Below are 16,048 nucleotides of genomic sequence, written 5' to 3'. Positions count from 1 at the left end.
GAGGACATGTCCCCCGGGGCCGTACGGTTATTTACGGCGTCCTACGAGCCGTACGAAGCCCAGCGAGCGGCCCTCGTCGGCCCGCACCATCTCGCCGACCTCGCGCGCCATGGTGCGATGGAACTCCTCGGGGCTCTCCTCGGCGATCACCTCGCACCACAGCAGCCAGTCGCGCCAGCCGTCCGGCTGCCAGTCGGCCGTCTCGACCTCGACGGCCCCGCCGCGGGTCCAGTGGCGCCGCCACCAGTCGGCGGTGTGGAAGCACCAGAAGTCGGGCTGCCACCACTGCTTGAGATGCTCCGGCGGTTCGGTGCCTTCCGGCTCCTCCCGCAGCGCGGGCACCACGACCCCGATCCGCCCGCCCGGCTTCAACAGCCTGGTCAGCGTGGGCAGATAGAGATCGTTGGTGCCGAAGTACTGGTACGCGTCGATGCTCACGATCGCGTCGAAACTGCCCTCGGCGAACGGCAGGTCGTGCGCCTCGGTGTGCACCGGCAGCACCCGGTCGGCGAAACCGGCCTCGGCGATGCGCTGCGCGTTCTCGTCCGGTTTGACCCACAGGTCGGCCGCGGTGACCTGGACGTCGTACTCCCTGGCCAGGAAGACCGAGGTCATGGCCCGGCCGCAGCCCAGGTCGAGCACGCGGGCGCAGGGCCGCAGAGTGTCCAGGCCGAGCGCCGGCGCGAGCCACTCCAGCAGCCACAGCGCGTTCGGGCCCATCTGGTTCTCGATGACCCAGCGGACGTCGTAGGTGTTGCTGCGGGGGTAGCGGGCCTGGGTCAGGCGCCGGGTGAGGTCCTCACTCGAGATCCTCGCGGTGATGTCGTCTGGCATCGGTGAACGGGCTCCTTGAGTCCTGAAAGACGGAAAGGGATACGGCGGAGCTCGGTCGGACGCTCAAACAACGCACCTGCTTCGGTCGAGGGCCGGAGGAGGCCCGGGTCACTCAGCGGAACACGCTACGCTCGCCCGCCATGAACGGTCCTGCGAATTTCGAGCCATCCGACATACAGGAGGAGTACGACGGCCAGGTGCTGGACGCCCGGCGGGCCCGCTGGACGGCCTCCGGCACCGGCGCCCTGCTGGCCCTCGCCGGTCTGGCCGCGGCGGTGCTCCGCGTGGCCGGCTCCGCCCCCGCGCTCGTGCCGGCGGCCTACGCCTTCGGCGCCGCGGTGTGTGCGCTCGCGGCGGTCCTGGGCTCCCGAGGGCGCACCCGCAGAGCGCTGTGGCTGCTGATCGTCGGCGTCATGGTGATGGCGCTGGGTGACCAGTTCGACTGACGTGACAGAGTGGCCGTTACTGTCCTGTGATCTGCCTCCCACTCCTGTGAATAAGCGCACGACGGCGATAAACGATCTCTTTTGCCTGCAAGAGTGGTCCACGCATTGCTCACGCGTTCTTTGCGGGCCGTTCACACAGGAACGACTGTTCCCGGTCAAAGATCCACAATTCACCACCCTGGGAGCACGTTCGTGGCAGCCCTTGCACGCTGGTGTGTCCGACGACGCCTCGTCGTCGTTCTCCTGTGGCTCCTCGCCCTCGGCGGTGTGAGCGCGGGCGCCGCCGTCGCCGGGTCCGCGTACTCGAACGACTACGAGGTCCCCGGCACCGAGTCGGGTCGCGCCACCCAGCTGCTCCAGGACGGCTTCCCGCACCTCGGAGGCGACAGCGACACCGTCGTCTGGCGCGTCACGTCGGGCTCGGTCCGCGACGCCGACGTCGAGCAGACGATGACCGCCACCTTGGACAAGATCGCGGCCCTGCCCGGCGTGGCCGCCGTCGTCAGCCCGTACGACGACGCGGGCTCCGGCCGGGTCAGCGCCGACGAGCACACCGCGTACGCCACCGTCACCTTCGCCGACTCGGCCGAGGACATCGACCCCTCCGAGGCGAAGTCCGTCGTGAGCACCGCCAAGGACGCCGAGGCCGACGGCCTCCAGGTGGAGCTGGGCGGCAGCGCCGTCGCCCTCACCGAGTCCTCGGGCGGGCATGTCGCCGAGGTCGTCGGCGTGCTCGTCGCCGCGGTGGTGCTGTTCCTGGCCTTCGGCTCGCTCGCCGCCTCGCTGCTGCCCATCGCCACGGCCCTGGTCGGGGTCGGCACCGCCTACGCCGGGATCGTGCTGCTCGGGCACGCCATGACCGTCGCCGATTTCGCGCCCATGCTGGGCATGCTGATCGGGCTCGGCGTCGGCATCGACTACGCGCTCTTCATCGTCACCAGACACCGGCGCGGCCTGAAACGCGGGCTGAGCGTCACCGAGTCCGTCGAGAACGCCGTCACCACCACCGGGCGCGCGGTCGTCTTCGCGGGTGCCACGGTGTGCATCGCCCTGCTGGGGATGCTGATCCTCCGGCTCGGCTTCCTCAACGGCGTCGCGATCGCGGCCTCCCTGACCGTGGTCCTCACGGTCGCCGCGTCCGTGACCCTGCTGCCCGCCCTGCTCTCCCTCATCGGCATGCGCGCCCTGAGCCGGCGCGAGCGGCGCCGCCTCGCCGAGCACGGGCCCGAGCCCGAACTGCCGACCGGGTTCGCCCACCGCTGGTCCGCGTTCGTGGAACGGCACCCCAAGCTGCTCGGCGCCATCGCCCTGGTGGTCATCACCGTCCTCGCCCTGCCCACCCTGGGCCTGCGGCTCGGCACCTCCGACCAGGGCAACGACCCGCAGTCCACGACCACCCGGCAGGCCTACGACCTCCTGGCCGACGGGTTCGGTCCCGGCGTCAACGGCCCGCTGACGCTGGTGACCCCTGTCGACGGCGCCGAGGACAAGCTGCTCCTCGACAACCTCGACGCCACCCTGCGCACCACCGAGGGCATCGCGTCCACCACGCCGGTGACCTACGACACCGGCGGCGACCTCGCCTACTTCACGATCGTCCCCGAGTCGGCGCCGCAGTCCCAGCAGACCAGCGACCTGGTGGACCGGCTGCGCACCGAGGTGCTGCCGCGCGCCGAGACCGGCACCTCCCTCGACATCCACGTGGGCGGGATGACCGCCTCGTACGACGACTTCGCGGACGTCATCGTCGGCAAGCTGCCCCTGTTCGTCGGCGTCGTCATCGGCCTGGGCTGTCTGCTGCTCCTGCTCGCCTTCCGCTCCGTCGGCATCCCGCTGAAGGCCGCCGCGATGAACGTCGCCGCCGTCGCCGCCGCCTTCGGAGTGGTCGTGGCGATCTTCCAGTGGGGCTGGGGGAGCGAACTGCTGGGACTGGGGCGCGCGGGCCCGATCGAGCCCTTCCTGCCCGTGATCATGGTCTCGGTCCTCTTCGGGCTCTCCATGGACTACCAGGTCTTCCTGGTCAGCCGGATGTACGAGGAGTGGCTGGAGACCGGCGACAACCGGCGGGCCGTCCGCGTCGGCCTCGCCGAGACCAGCCGGGTGATCAACTCCGCCGCGGTCATCATGATCTCCGTCTTCCTCGCCTTCGTCCTCAGCGGTGACCGCGTGATCGCCATGTTCGGCATCGCGCTCGCCGCCGCCGTGGCCCTCGACGCCTTCGTCCTGCGCACCCTCCTGGTCCCGGCCCTCATGCACCTGCTCGGCGGCGCCAACTGGTGGCTGCCGGGCTGGCTGGAGAGCCGGATGCCCCGCATCAGCATCGAGCCCCCCGAGTGCCGTGCCGCGCATGAAAGGCTGGACGAGGTCGTGGCGGAGCTGGAGAGGGAGCGGGACGAGGATGTACGCGATATCGCTGGGTGACGACGGGGCGGAACTGCGGCCCCTGGAGCCGTGGCACGCGGAGAAGTTCCTGGCCAACCTGGAGCGGGGCCGCGAGTTCATCGGGCAGTTCATCCCCTTCGGCTCCCAGGCCGTCGACGTGGCCTCCGCGCGCGAGACGCTCCAGCGGTACGCCCGGATGCGTGCCGACGACACCGGCGGCTATCACGGCATCTGGCTGGACGGAAAGCTCGTCGGCGGAGTGCTCACCCTGAACCTCGACGCCGAGCACGGCAACTGCGAGGTCGGCTGCTGGCTGGAGCCCGCCGCGACCGGCCGCGGACTGATCACTCGCGCCATGCGGGTGCTGATCGACTGGGTGGTCGAAGAACGCGGCATCCACCGGATCGAATGGGTCGCCGCATCCGGGAACACGGCCAGCATCAACGTCGCCCGGCGCCTGGGAATGACCCGCGACGGAGTCCGCCGTCAGGCCCACCCCTATCGTGGCGTACGGCACGACCTCGAGGTGTGGTCGATTCTCGCCCCCGAGTGGCGTGAGACACGCGCCCGTGCAGCCCAGAACGATCATTAAGACCCCTCTCAGACAGGATCCGTACGGTGCCCGACATGGGAACGAAGACAGCTGACGAGACCGGCGCCGAGACGGGCGCCGAGGCCACGACCGACGAGCAGAAGGTGAGCGTCGCCAAGACCGAGGAGGTGACGGAGGCCGAGGACACCACGGCCGACGACGAGATCACCGCCGAAGACGAGGACGAGCTGCCCCAGGCAGCCCAGGAGCAGGGCCCCACCGGCGTCGGCCAGGGCGCGGGCGCCGTCGTCTCCGCCGCGCTCGGCCTGGTCTCGCTCACCGGCAGCTGGATCGGCACCGTGGCCGCCGCCCGCGAGACCCTCGTCGGCCAGCTGGAGACCTCGTCCACCGCGACCGTCGCCAAGCAGGTCAAGGAGGTCTACGGCGACGCCTGGCAGACCACCGCAGTGTGGGGCGGCATCTTCGCGCTGATCGCCCTGGTCGTCGGTGTCGCCGTGCTGGCCCGGCCCGCCTTCGGCGCCCCCGGCAAGCCGCAGGCCGTGTGGATCAAGTCCGTCGCCTGGGGCGGTGTCGCGCTCGGGCTCATCGGCCTGCTCCTGGCCGTCCTCAAGTACACCGGCCTCCTGCTGGACCTGCCCTCCACGAGCTGAACAACCGCAGGTCACGAGGGGTCTTAGGGCATCCGTAGGTACCTTACGGAGCCCCTGAGGCCCCTCCTGCGCATCTAAGGCCCCCGCAGCGCCCGAAGATGCGGAACTCTCCCGATGTGGCGGACCCGCCTCGGAGACGAAGGTGGAGGCATCGCAGAAAGCGAAGCCCGAAACCGACTCCGCGAAGGACGCCGCCATGTATCCCGAGTACGAGATCTCCCAGTACCGCTCCGCCGAACTCATCCGCCAGGCCGAGCACGAGCGGCTCGTCCGCGAGACCCTGCGCGGCCGCCGCGCCGCCCGTCGCGAAGCCGCCGAACGCACCGCGGAGGCCGATTCGCATATCGGCCGCCCCCGGCGGCACCGGTTCCTCCGCACGGTGTGAGCGCCGGGGGGAGGGAGGACGGCCGCACGGTCCTGCCCGTCCCCGCGGCCACCACCGCGGCCGTCCTCCCGGCGATCGGGGCCACTGGGGAAACCGCGGCCGCCCCGAAAACCGGTGACGTGGCGTCGGACCCGCGTGTCATGCTCGGGCCCGTGGAGACCAGGTCCGTCAGTCCCGTGTTCGTCGGCCGCGCCGAAGAGCTGAACAGCCTGAACGAAGCGCTCGCCCGCGCCGAAGCGGGCGAGCCGCAGGCGTTGTTGCTCGGTGGCGAGGCCGGCGTCGGCAAGACCCGGCTCGTCGAGGAGTTCGCCACCGCCGCCTGCCGGCAGGGCGCGGTCGTCGCCCTCGGCGGCTGCGTGGAGATCGGCGCCGACGGACTGCCCTTCGCGCCCTTCTCCACCGCCCTGCGCGCCCTGCGCCGGGCCCTTCCCGACGAACTGGCCGCCGCTGCCGCGGGTCAGGAGGAGGAACTGGCCAGGCTGCTGCCCGAGGTCGGCGAGGCCATCCCCGCCCGGGGCACCGGCCGGCACGACGAGGAGAGCCTGGCCCGCCTCTTCGAGCTCACCGCCCGCCTCCTGGAACGCGTCGCCGCCGAGCGCACCGTCGTCGTCGCCCTGGAGGACCTGCACTGGGCCGACGCCTCCACCCGCCACCTTCTGGCCTACCTCTTCCGCACCCTGCGCACCGGCCGCCTGGTCGTCCTCGCCACCTACCGCGCCGACGACATCCACCGCCGCCACCCGCTGCGCCCCCTGCTCGCCGAACTCGACCGCCTGCGCACGGTCCGGCGCATCGAACTCGGCCGCTTCAACCGGGACGAGGTGAGCCGCCAGATAGCCGGGATCCTCGCCGCCGAACCGAACCCCGCCCAGGTCGACGAGATCTTCGAACGCTCCGACGGCAACGCGTTCTTCGTCGAGGAACTCGCCGTCTGCGCCACCGAGGGCTGCGGCACCGGCCTCACCGACTCGCTCCGAGACCTGCTCCTGGTCCGCGTCGAGGGGCTGCCCGAGAGCACCCAGCGGGTCGCCCGGGTCGCCGCCGAGGGCGGCTCCACCGTGGAGTACCGGCTGCTCGCCGCCGTCACCCGGCTCGCCGAGGACGACCTCATCGAGGCCCTGCGGGTCGCCGTGAACGCCAACATCCTCATCCCGGCACCCGACGGCGACGGCTACCGCTTCCGGCACTCCCTGGTCCGCGAGGCCGTCGCCGACGACCTGCTGCCCGGCGAACGCTCCCGTCTCAACCGCCGGTACGCCGAAGCCCTGGAGGCCGACCCCACGCTCGTCCCCGCCGACGAGCGGGTCATGCGCCTGGCCAGCTACTGGTACCACGCCCACGACGCCGCCAAGGCGCTGCCCGCCGTCCTGGACGCCTCCGTCACCGCCCGCCGCCGGCATGCCTACTCCGAACAACTCCGGCTCCTGGAACGCGCGATGGAGCTGTGGGACACCGCCCCCGAGGACGTCCGGGCCGCCCTGCGCCCCGTCGACTACACCGAGGTCTACCCTCCCTGCGGCTGCGCCCCGGCCACCGCTCCGCTGCGCTACCTCGACCTGATGGCCGAGGCCGCCGTCGCCGGCCGCCTGGGCGGCGAACGCGAACGCGCCCTGAAGATCACCAAGCGGGCGCTGCACCTCCTGGGGGACGACGGCGACCCGCTGCGCGCGGCCTGGTTCTGGGTCCAGCGCTCCCATCTCGTCCAGGGGCTGACCCGCGGCGACGGCTGGGCCGAACTGGCCACCGCCGAGGACCTGGTCCGCGGCCTGCCGCCGTCCGAGGTCCACGCCGAGGTCCTCGCCGACGTCGCCCACTGGTCCATGGTCCACATCCCCGGCGCCGAGGCCATCTCGGCCGCCGAGCGCGCCGTGGAGTACGCCCGCATGGTGGGCGCCCGCGAGATCGAGATGAACGCCCGCCTCACCCACGCGGGCCTCATCGTCGAGTCCGGCGGTGTCGAGACCGGGCTGGCCGAGATGTTCGAAATCCTGCGGCAGACTCTCCAGGACGGCATCTCCGCCGTCGCCAGCCGTGTCTACGTGAACCTGCCGAGCGCCCTCGAAGCCATCGGGCGTTCCCGGGAAGCCGTGCCCGTCCTGGAAGAAGGCATCGGCTACGCCCGGAAGTTCGGCCTGTCCGACAAGGAGGCCTGGATCTGGGGCAACCTCGCCGAGTCCCTCCACTCCCTGGGCCGCTGGGACCGGGCCGCGGAAGCCGCCACCAAGGCCGAACTTGTCGGCCAGAGCGCCAAGCCCCGCGGTTTCCATGCCAGCACCCGCTCCGGACTGGCCCTCGCCCGCGGCGAGCTGTCCGAAGCCGCCCGCCAACTGTCGGCCGCCCGCGGCTACTTCGGCACCCACGACAAGGCTCCGCAACACGAGATACCCCTCTGCGAACTGGCCATCGGAATCGCCGCCGGCGAAGGCCGCATCCTGGACGCCCGCGCCGAACTCGAACGCGTCCTGGACTCCGGCTTCCCGCCCGGCACCCAGCGCTACGCCTGGCCCCTGCTGCTCACCGCCGCCACCATGGAAGCCGACAGCCTCGGCCTGCCCGTCGCCGAACAGGGCCGTACGAAGATCCTGGACCGCATCCGGGAGGCCGCCAGGCCCCTCGCCACCAACGCGCCCGTGTGGCTGGCCCACGAACGCTGGCTGCGCGCCGAACTGCTGCGCGCCGAACGAGCCGACACCCCGGACCACTGGTGCGAGGCCCTCACCGCCTTCGAGCCCCTGGAACGCCCCTACGACCTCGCCCGCGTCCGCCACCGGCTCGCCCAGTCACTTCTGTCCGCACCCGGTGGCGCCGAGCAGCCCGAACGCGACCGGGCCACCGAACTCCTGCGTCTCGCCCGCGCCACCGCCGACCACCTCGGCGCCCGGCCCCTCGCCGACGCGGTCACACTCCTCGCCCAGCGCGCCCGCCTTGCCCTCACCGCGGCCCCGGCGCCCGACCGGGCCGACCCGGTCCGCTCCCTCGGCCTCACCGGCCGCGAACGCGACGTCCTGCGCCTGGTCGCCCTCGGCCGCACCAACCGCCAGATCGCCGAGGAACTCTTCATCTCCCCGAAGACGGCCAGCGTCCACGTGTCCAACATCCTCGCCAAGCTCGGCGTCTCCGGACGGGGAGAGGCGGCGGCGGTCGCGCACCGGCTGGGGCTGTTCCCGGCGCACGCTCTCCACGCGCCGTCCACGGAGTGAGGCGTACGGTGTAGGAGACCGGCAGGGAGGCCGCATGTTCAACATGTTCGAGGAGCTGTTCGCACCCGGCCGCAAGCACACCCGCGACGAGCAGAAGCGGCTGGAGCTGACCCGCGAGGACATCGGAGACGGCGACCCCGGGCGCGGACCGATAGATCTCACGTCCGGGAAGGTCGTCGTCCGCCGGCCTGAGCCGGACGAGGACGCGGGCGAGGACAGGGACTTGGACGAGCGTCCGGCTAGCTGACCTGTATCTCCAGGATCTTGTCGTCCCCCGCCTTGGGGCTGCCGCGGCCGTCGGTGTTGCTGGTGACCAGCCACAACTTGTTCCCGCCCGCCGAGACGACCGTGCGCAGCCGGCCGTACTCACCCTTCAGGAACGCCTGCGGGTCGGCAGAGGCCGCGGTGCCCTTCAAAGGGATGCGCCACAGGCGCTGGCCCTTCAGACCGGCCATCCAGATGGAGCCCTCCGCATAGGCGATACCGCTGGGGGAGGCGTCGTCGGTGTGCCACTGGGTGATCGGGTCGTGGAACTTCTTGTCGTCGGACTTGCCCTCGGCCGTGGGCCAGCCGTAGTTGTCGCCCGGCTTGATCGCGTTCAGCTCGTCCCAGGTGTCCTGACCGAACTCCGAGGCGAACATCCGCTGCTTGGAGTCCCACGCCAGACCCTGCACATTGCGGTGGCCGTACGAATACACGGGGGAGTCCGGGAAGGGGTTGCCCGGGGCCGGGTCGCCCTCCGGGGTCAGGCGCAGGATCTTGCCGCCCAGGGACTTGCGGTCCTGGGACAGGCCGGTGTTGCCGCCCTCACCCGTGCCCGCGTACAGCATGCCGTCCGGGCCGAACGCGATCCGGCCGCCGTTGTGGATGAAGCCCTTCGGGATGCCCTTGAAGACGGTGTCGGGGGCGCCGAGCTGCTCGCCGGACGCCTTCTGCTCGTCGTAGACCATCCTGACGAGGCGGTTGTCCGAGTCGGAGGTGAAGTAGGCGTAGACCATGTGGTCCGAGGCGTAGTCCGGGGACAGGGCGATGCCCAGCAGGCCCCCCTCGCCGGCTGCGGAGACCCCGGAGACCTGGCCCAGCTCCGTCTTCTTGCCCGACTGTCCGTCGACCCGGGTGATGGTGCCCTCGTCCCGTGAGGAGACGAGCAGGTCGCCGTCCGGGAGCGGGGCGAGGCCCCATGGGGTCTTGAGGCCCTCGGTGACCGTGCGCACCACTTTCACCGAGCCCTTCGCCGGTGGGGTCGCCTCCGCGGCCTGCTGGGTGGGCGAGGACCCAGAGGCCGCACTGCTCGACGAGGCGGTGTCCCCGCCGTCCGGCGAGCCGCCGCCCCCTCCTCCGCCGTCGGAGGAGCAGCCGGCCGTGAGCAGGAGCGTGGTCGCGGCCAGCACGGCCGTCACAGCTCGACGATGCACGATCATGGTCCCTTCGAAGCGGCGAGTCCTACCTGTCATACACCGCTCGCGCCCCACAGGTTCCCGATCTCCCGGACCCGATGCGCGCACCCGCTCGCAGTCGGCAGGCCTGCGGGTCCGCCCGCCGCGTGAGCCGGGGTGGGTTTGCCGGCCCACGACCCTCGCCCACCGCAGGCTGATGGTCCGCGGCCCCCGCGCGGTCGGCAGGCTCGCCGGTCGCCGGTCGCCGGTCGCCGGTCGCCGGTCGCCGGTCGCCGGTCGCCGGTCGCCGGTCCCCGGCCCTGGCTCAGTCGGCGGATCCGCTAGTCCCACGACCCCTGCGCAGGCGGCAGTTCCGCCACCTCCGTGAGGTCCTGCGCGGTCAGCCGCAGTCCGGGCGCGGCCGCGTTCTCCGTCACCCAGCGTTCCTGCTTGGTCCCCGGCACCGGGACCACGTGGCCGCCCTGTGCCAGTACCCACGCCAGCGCCACCTGGGCCGGGGTCACCCCCTCGCCGTGCCGGGCCGCGACGCGGCGCAGGCCGGAGACGATCGGCTGGTTCGCGGCCATCATCTCGGCGGTGAAGCGGGGGTGGCGGGCGCGGACGTCGTCCGGTTCGAAGCCCTGACCCGGGGTCAGGGTCCCGGTCAGGAAGCCGTTGCCGAGGGGCATCGCCGCGAGGAAGCCGATACCGCGCTCCGCGCACCACGGCACCAGCGCCTCCAGAGCCTCCGGCGACCACACCGACAGCTCCGCCTCCACCGCGCTCACCGGGAAGACCTGCTGGACCCGCCGCAACTGCCGGATCGTCGCGTCGTACAACCGCGTTCCGGAGCGGCGCCCGCCCCGCGCCCCCATCGCGCACAGCCCCAACGACCGTACTTTTCCGGCCTGTACGAGCTCCGCCATCGCGCCCCAGGTCTCCTCGACCGGGACCTCGGGATCCTCGCGGTGCAGTTGGTAGAGGTCGATCACATCGGTCTGGAGCCGCCGCAGCGACGCGTCACAGGCTCTTCTCACATAGCCGGGGCGGCCGTTGGCCACGATGTGCTGCTCGCCCACCAGCAGGCCGACCTTGGTCGACACGAACGCGTCCTCGCGCCGCTCCTTCAACACCCGCCCCAACAGCAGCTCGTTGGTGAACGGGCCGTACATGTCGGCCGTGTCCAGCAGTGTCGAGCCCAGATCGAGCGCCCGGTGCACGGCCCTGACCGACTCGTCGCCCCGCTGCCGCGAGCCGCTGTAGGCCCAGCTCATCGGCATGCATCCGAGTCCGACGGCTCCCACCGCGAGCGCCGCCGCGCCGATCGTCCTGCGCTCCACCTGCTCGTGACCCTCCCTGTTCCGGCCCCCAACCTAACCTCTGGGCTCCCGGGCGCCTGACATAGCCTCCGGAGCATGAGTGCTGACGTGTGGCTTCCCATCCCGCCCGACGACATCGAGGGGCTCCCCGAGGGCCCCGCCTACCGCTTCTGGAACGGCCAGGAGGACTTCCCGGCGGACCCGGCCGACTGCGCGTACTACGTCGTCCCCTACATGAAGCCCCTGGACGTCGTCCTGCGGCCGATGCCCCACCTGAGTTCCGTCGAGGTCGTACAGACGCTGTCGGCGGGCGTCGACAACGTGACACCGGGCCTCAAGCACCTGCGTCCCGGGGTGCGGTTGTGCAACGCACGCGGTGTGCACGAGGCGAGCACCGCCGAACTCACGCTCACCCTGGTCCTCGCCTCGCTGCGCGGGATCCCCGACTTCGTGCGGGCCCAGGACAAGGGGGAGTGGCGTGGCGGGTTCCACCCCGCCCTCGCCGACAAGAACGTCCTCATCGTCGGCTACGGCTCGATCGGCTCCGCCATCGAGGACCGGCTCGTACCGTTCGAGGTCGCGCGGGTGGCGCGCGTCGCGCGCTCCGCGCGCACCACGGAGCGCGGCCCCGTGCACCCACTCGCCGAACTGCCCGCCCTGCTCCCCGAGGCGGACGTCGTGATCCTGTCCACGCCCCTCGACGAGACCACGCGTCACCTGGCCGACGCCGAATTCCTTGCCCGTATGAAGGACGGCGCGCTCCTCGTGAACGTCGCCCGCGGCCCCGTCGTCGACACCAAGGCGCTGCTCGCCGAGCTGGAGACCGGCCGCATCACCGCCGCCCTCGACGTGACCGATCCCGAGCCGCTGCCCCAGGGACACCCCTTGTGGCAGGCGCCGGGCGTACTCATCAGTCCCCATGTGGGAGGGCCCACGTCCGCGTTCCTGCCGCGCGCCAAGCGCCTGCTGGTGGATCAGTTGGACCGTTATGTGAACCAGGAGCCCCTGCGCAACGTGATCCTTACGACGGGACCGGACGGCGCGTGACGCGTACGAAGCGCGCCGTCGGGCGCGGGCGCGCAACAGGCGTGTAATCCGTTTCCGGTACCCTCCGCAATCTTTTGGACGCGGTCCGTGCCCGCATCGCCGCTGGTCGTCACGGAGCGTAGAGGAACTATGTCCCTGAGTGACGAGACTGGTGTATCGTCCCGACAGGGGCTGCGCCGCGCATCATTCGGCGCCGGGGATGGACTTTGCAGACTGTGAGGGGGGCGACGGGCGATGCACGGCCTATGGACCAACGATCCGACGCGGCGGGGCAGCCGGCTCCGACCCTGGCACACGGCCGCGCGCAGACGCGGCCACCACGCCGGTCACGGAAGTCACCACAGCCATCATCACCGCAGGCACAGCAGCCGCAGGAGGCATGCGCACCCGGCGCACCCGGACCCCCGGGACCCCGGAGCGGCGCGGACCGGGAGGACCCGGTGAGCTCGCCCCCGTCTCCCATGACCACCCTCGACGGAGCGCTGCGGGCCCGGCCCGCAAGGGGGGCGCTGCTGCCCTCCCGACCGCCGGCTTCCCGTGGCGGGTCGACGTTGGCCCACCAACTCCTTCTCGCCGTGGTGTGCGCGGGGTACGCCATCGGTGCCGCGCTCGGCTGGGGCTCGCGCGAAGTGGCCCTGGTCATGGGCGACTTCGGGCTGAGCGCCGCGGCGGGCACCGCCGCCGTGTCCTGCTTCGTCTACGCCCGCAACCGTCGGGTCCGCTTTCGACCCGCCTGGCTGCTCTTCGGGCTCTCCTCGACCATGGCGTCCCTCGGCAACCTGATCTGGGGCTGGTACGAGGTCGTCCTGGGCCGGGAGGTACCGAACCCCAGCTGCGCCGACCTGTTCTTCCTCTGCTTCGCGCCACCCGCCATCGTGGGTCTGCTGGTCCTCGCCAAGCGGCCGGTGACGAAGGCGGGCTGGGTCTGCCTCGGTCTCGACGCCTGGCTGATCGGCGGTTCGCTGCTCACGCTCTCGTGGAGCCTGGCCCTCGCCCAGGCGGCGAAGTCCGAGGGGCCGAGTGTGGCGCACACCGCGCTGTCCCTGGCATATCCGCTGCTGGACATCGCCCTCGTCAGCATGGTCCTCGCACTGCACTTCCGGCGCTCGTCGGTCAACCGCACCGCGGTGAACACCGCGATCGGCGCGCTCGCCCTGACCGTGATGTGCGATGCCCTGTTCACCTCACCGCTGCTGCACAACGACTACCGCTCCGGCCAGTTGCTGGACGCCGGCTGGTTCGCCGGCTCCCTGCTCCTGGCCTACGCCCCCTGGGCCGCGCCAAGGCACGTGAACGGCGACCGGCAGCGGCCGGCCGGGCACACGCGTGTGGTGCGCGAACACCTGCCCAGGCAGCGGTTCGGGATCCAGCACCACCCGTCCGCGCAGGGAGCGCAGGGCGGCGACCACGGCCGTTATCCGGTCACCCGGCCCATCACCGGGTCGCTGGCCGCCCTCACGCCGTATCTCGCCGCCGCGGTCTGCACGCTGGGGATTCTCTACAACGTCCTCAACGGCCGCAGCGTGGACCGCGTGGTGCTGCTCACCGGCGGCACCGTCGTGCTCGCCCTCGTGGTGCGCCAGGGGATCATGCTGCTCGACAACATCACCCTCACCCAGGAGCTCGCGCAGAAGGAGAACCACTTCCGCTCCCTGGTGCAGGGCTCCAGCGACGTCATCATGATCGCCGCGCCCAACGGCATCCTCCGGTACGTCTCCCCGGCCGCCGCCGGTGTCTACGGACGCCCCGCCGAGGAACTCGTGGGCACGGAACTGGCGGGCCTCATCCACCCGGAGGATCTGGGCTGCGTGGTGCACGAGGTGCGGCGCTTCCTCGCCGCCAACCCCCTCGAAGAACCCACCACCCGTATCGAGTGCCGCTTCCGGTCGGGCGACGGCGGCTGGCTCAACGTCGAGTCCACCGTCAACCGCCACCACGGCGGCCTCATCTTCAACAGCCGGGACGTGACCGAAAGAGTGCGCCTGCAGGCGCAGCTCCAGCACAACGCCGAGCACGACCCGCTGACCGACCTGCCCAACCGCGCCCTGTTCACCCGGCGCGTCCAGCAGGCCCTGTCGGGCCGCCGTTCCTCCGATCGCGGCACGGCCGTCCTCTTCATCGACCTGGACGGCTTCAAGGCCGTCAACGACACGATCGGGCACCAGGCCGGGGACGAACTGCTCGTCCAGGCCGCCCGCAGACTGCAGGACTCCGTCCGGTACGGGGACACCGCCGCCCGGCTCGGCGGGGACGAGTTCGCCGCGCTGATCGTCGGGGACGGCACCCGCGACCGCACCGCCCGCGAAGGCAACATCCTGGAGCTCGCCGACCGCCTCAGGGTCACGCTCTCGCAGCCGTACCTCATCGACGGCAACGATGTCCGGGTCGCCGCCTCCATCGGTGTCGCCTTCGCCGAACCCGGCCTCGGAGCGGGCGAGCTCCTGCGCAACGCGGACCTGGCGATGTACCGCGCCAAGGCGGGCGGCAAGGGCCGCGTCGAGCTGTACGCGCCCCAGATGCAGCAGGACGTCGTACGGAAGGCGGAGCTGGCCACGCGCCTGCGTGCCGCGCTGCACGACGGCGAGTTCGCCCTGTTGCACCAGCCCGTCGTCTGTCTGGAGGACGGCCGGATCACGTCGGTCTCCGCTCAGGCGCGCTGGCGCTCCTCCCAGGGAGTGCTGTTCACGCCCGCCGAGTTCCTGCGGGTGGCCGAGGACAGCGACCGGACGCAGGAGCTGGGCCGCTGGATCCTGGAGGAGGCCGTGGAACAGGCCGCCGAGCGGGCCGCGTCCGGACTCACCGTGCCCGTGGCGGTCCGGATGAGCGCCCCGCGGCTGCTGGACCGCTCGCTGCCCCTGAGCTCCGTCGAGGCACTGCTGACCCGGCACGGGCTGCCGTCCGGTTCGCTGGTCATCGAGCTCTCCGACACCGACCCGCGGGTCTCGCTGGACGAGCTGGAGCGCCGGCTGACCGCGATCCGGCGCCTCGGCGTCCGCATCGCCCTGGACGGCTTCGGCAGCGGCTACGCGGCGATCACCGCACTGCGCAGACTCCCGGTGGATGTGCTGAAGCTCGACCGCAGCCTGGTCGAGGGCGTCGTGGAGTCCGCCAGACTGCACAAGATCACCAGCGGGCTGCTCAGAATCGCCGGAGACCTCGGGCTGCAGTCGGTCGCCGACGGGGTGGACCTTCCCGAACAGGTGGTCGCCCTGCGCGCGATGGGCTGCACGCACGGGCAGGGCATGGCGTTCTCGGGGCCGCTGGACGAGTACCGGCTGCGCAGGGCGCTTGCCACGGGGCACTATCCGGTGCCGCACGGCCCCGCGGAGCCAGCGTTCGCGGGAACCATGGAAAGGGGCGGCCCGGGGGTGTACACCAGTGGTGTGCAGGCGGTCTTCGGAAGCGCGACAGCAGGTGCGACGGCCCTCCGCTCACATAATGAGACTCCCGTCCCACCCACTTGACACCGGGTGCGTGCCGGGGGGAGGGTCAGTGCCATGCGCACCCGAATTCTCGTACTTGGAAAGCGCGTCGGCTGACGCTGAGCCCTCGATCGCTCAGCGACCCCACCCGGCGCGCTCCCCTCGCTTGCCTTATGGCACGAGGGGTTTTTTGTTGCACAGGCACCAGTTGTACACCGCTCAAACCTCGCAAAAACCCTCAGCATCGAGAAGAGAATGACGATGACCGAGCAGGCCACCGGGGCCCATCCGCAGCCGCGGCCCCGATCCGGAGGACAGCAGTCCGCCCCCGAGCACGTCACGGGCGCGCAGTCCCTCATCCGCTCTCTCGAGGAGGTCGGCGCCGAGACGGTATTCGGCATTCCCGGTGGTGCCATCCTTCCGGCGTACGACCC

12 protein-coding genes are annotated in these 16,048 nt (G+C 71.5%); 9 read left to right on the top strand and 3 right to left on the bottom strand.

Annotation, left to right across the window (positions count from 1 at the left end; all coding sequences use genetic code 11):
- Positions 1-27: 27 nt before the first annotated feature.
- Positions 28-834: a methyltransferase domain-containing protein gene (locus tag ABZT02_RS39670; protein WP_356026805.1), complete on the bottom strand. Its 807-nt coding sequence runs from the start codon at positions 832-834 to the stop codon at positions 28-30.
- Positions 835-974: 140 nt separating this feature from the next.
- Here ABZT02_RS39670 and ABZT02_RS39665 point away from each other — a divergent pair, with 140 nt between their 5' ends.
- The 7 genes from ABZT02_RS39665 (at position 975) to ABZT02_RS39635 (ending at position 8,697) form a co-directional block, all read left to right on the top strand.
- Entirely contained in the window at positions 975-1,280 is a 306-nt protein-coding gene (locus ABZT02_RS39665; RefSeq protein WP_356026803.1) for a hypothetical protein, read from the top strand.
- Between the two features lie 192 nt (positions 1,281-1,472).
- On the top strand, positions 1,473-3,701 hold the full coding sequence (locus ABZT02_RS39660; protein WP_356026801.1) for an MMPL family transporter: 2,229 nt from the start codon (positions 1,473-1,475) through the stop codon (positions 3,699-3,701).
- Entirely contained in the window at positions 3,679-4,254 is a 576-nt protein-coding gene (locus ABZT02_RS39655; protein WP_356026799.1) for a GNAT family protein, read from the top strand. The genes ABZT02_RS39660 and ABZT02_RS39655 overlap by 23 nt, the downstream gene beginning before the upstream one ends.
- Positions 4,255-4,289: 35 nt before the next feature.
- Positions 4,290-4,865, top strand: a complete 576-nt coding sequence (locus ABZT02_RS39650; protein ID WP_356026797.1) for a hypothetical protein — start codon at positions 4,290-4,292, stop codon at positions 4,863-4,865.
- Between the two features lie 196 nt (positions 4,866-5,061).
- Positions 5,062-5,250 (top strand): hypothetical protein, encoded by a 189-nt coding sequence (locus ABZT02_RS39645; protein WP_356026954.1) that lies wholly within the window; start codon positions 5,062-5,064, stop codon positions 5,248-5,250.
- Positions 5,251-5,390: 140 nt separating this feature from the next.
- Positions 5,391-8,450, top strand: coding sequence for an AAA family ATPase (locus tag ABZT02_RS39640; protein ID WP_356026952.1), 3,060 nt, complete (start codon positions 5,391-5,393; stop codon positions 8,448-8,450).
- A gap of 34 nt (positions 8,451-8,484) precedes the next feature.
- On the top strand, positions 8,485-8,697 hold the full coding sequence (locus ABZT02_RS39635) for a DUF6191 domain-containing protein (protein WP_356026795.1): 213 nt from the start codon (positions 8,485-8,487) through the stop codon (positions 8,695-8,697).
- On the opposite strand, the gene ABZT02_RS39630 is transcribed toward ABZT02_RS39635, so the two are convergent.
- Positions 8,690-9,871, bottom strand: coding sequence for a PQQ-dependent sugar dehydrogenase (locus ABZT02_RS39630; RefSeq protein ID WP_356026793.1), 1,182 nt, complete (start codon positions 9,869-9,871; stop codon positions 8,690-8,692). The genes ABZT02_RS39635 and ABZT02_RS39630 overlap by 8 nt on opposite strands.
- 296 nt (positions 9,872-10,167) lie before the next feature.
- A complete protein-coding gene (locus ABZT02_RS39625; protein WP_356026791.1) occupies positions 10,168-11,166 on the bottom strand; it encodes an aldo/keto reductase in 999 nt (332 codons plus the stop codon).
- Positions 11,167-11,241: 75 nt separating this feature from the next.
- On the opposite strand from ABZT02_RS39625, the gene ABZT02_RS39620 reads away from it, so the two are divergent.
- Both ABZT02_RS39620 and ABZT02_RS39615 read left to right on the top strand, forming a co-directional pair.
- Positions 11,242-12,192 carry a 2-hydroxyacid dehydrogenase gene (locus ABZT02_RS39620; protein ID WP_356026789.1) on the top strand — a complete coding sequence of 317 codons (951 nt, stop codon included), beginning with the start codon at positions 11,242-11,244 and terminating at the stop codon, positions 12,190-12,192.
- Positions 12,193-12,632: 440 nt separating this feature from the next.
- Positions 12,633-15,656: an EAL domain-containing protein gene (locus ABZT02_RS39615; RefSeq protein WP_356026787.1), complete on the top strand. Its 3,024-nt coding sequence runs from the start codon at positions 12,633-12,635 to the stop codon at positions 15,654-15,656.
- Positions 15,657-16,048: the final 392 nt, after the last annotated feature.

Origin of the sequence: Streptomyces sp. NPDC005402, assembly GCF_040606575.1 — a bacterium.
In the GTDB taxonomy this organism is placed as follows: Bacteria; Actinomycetota; Actinomycetes; order Streptomycetales; family Streptomycetaceae; genus Streptomyces.
This window is presented reverse-complemented; position numbering and strand designations above follow the sequence as displayed.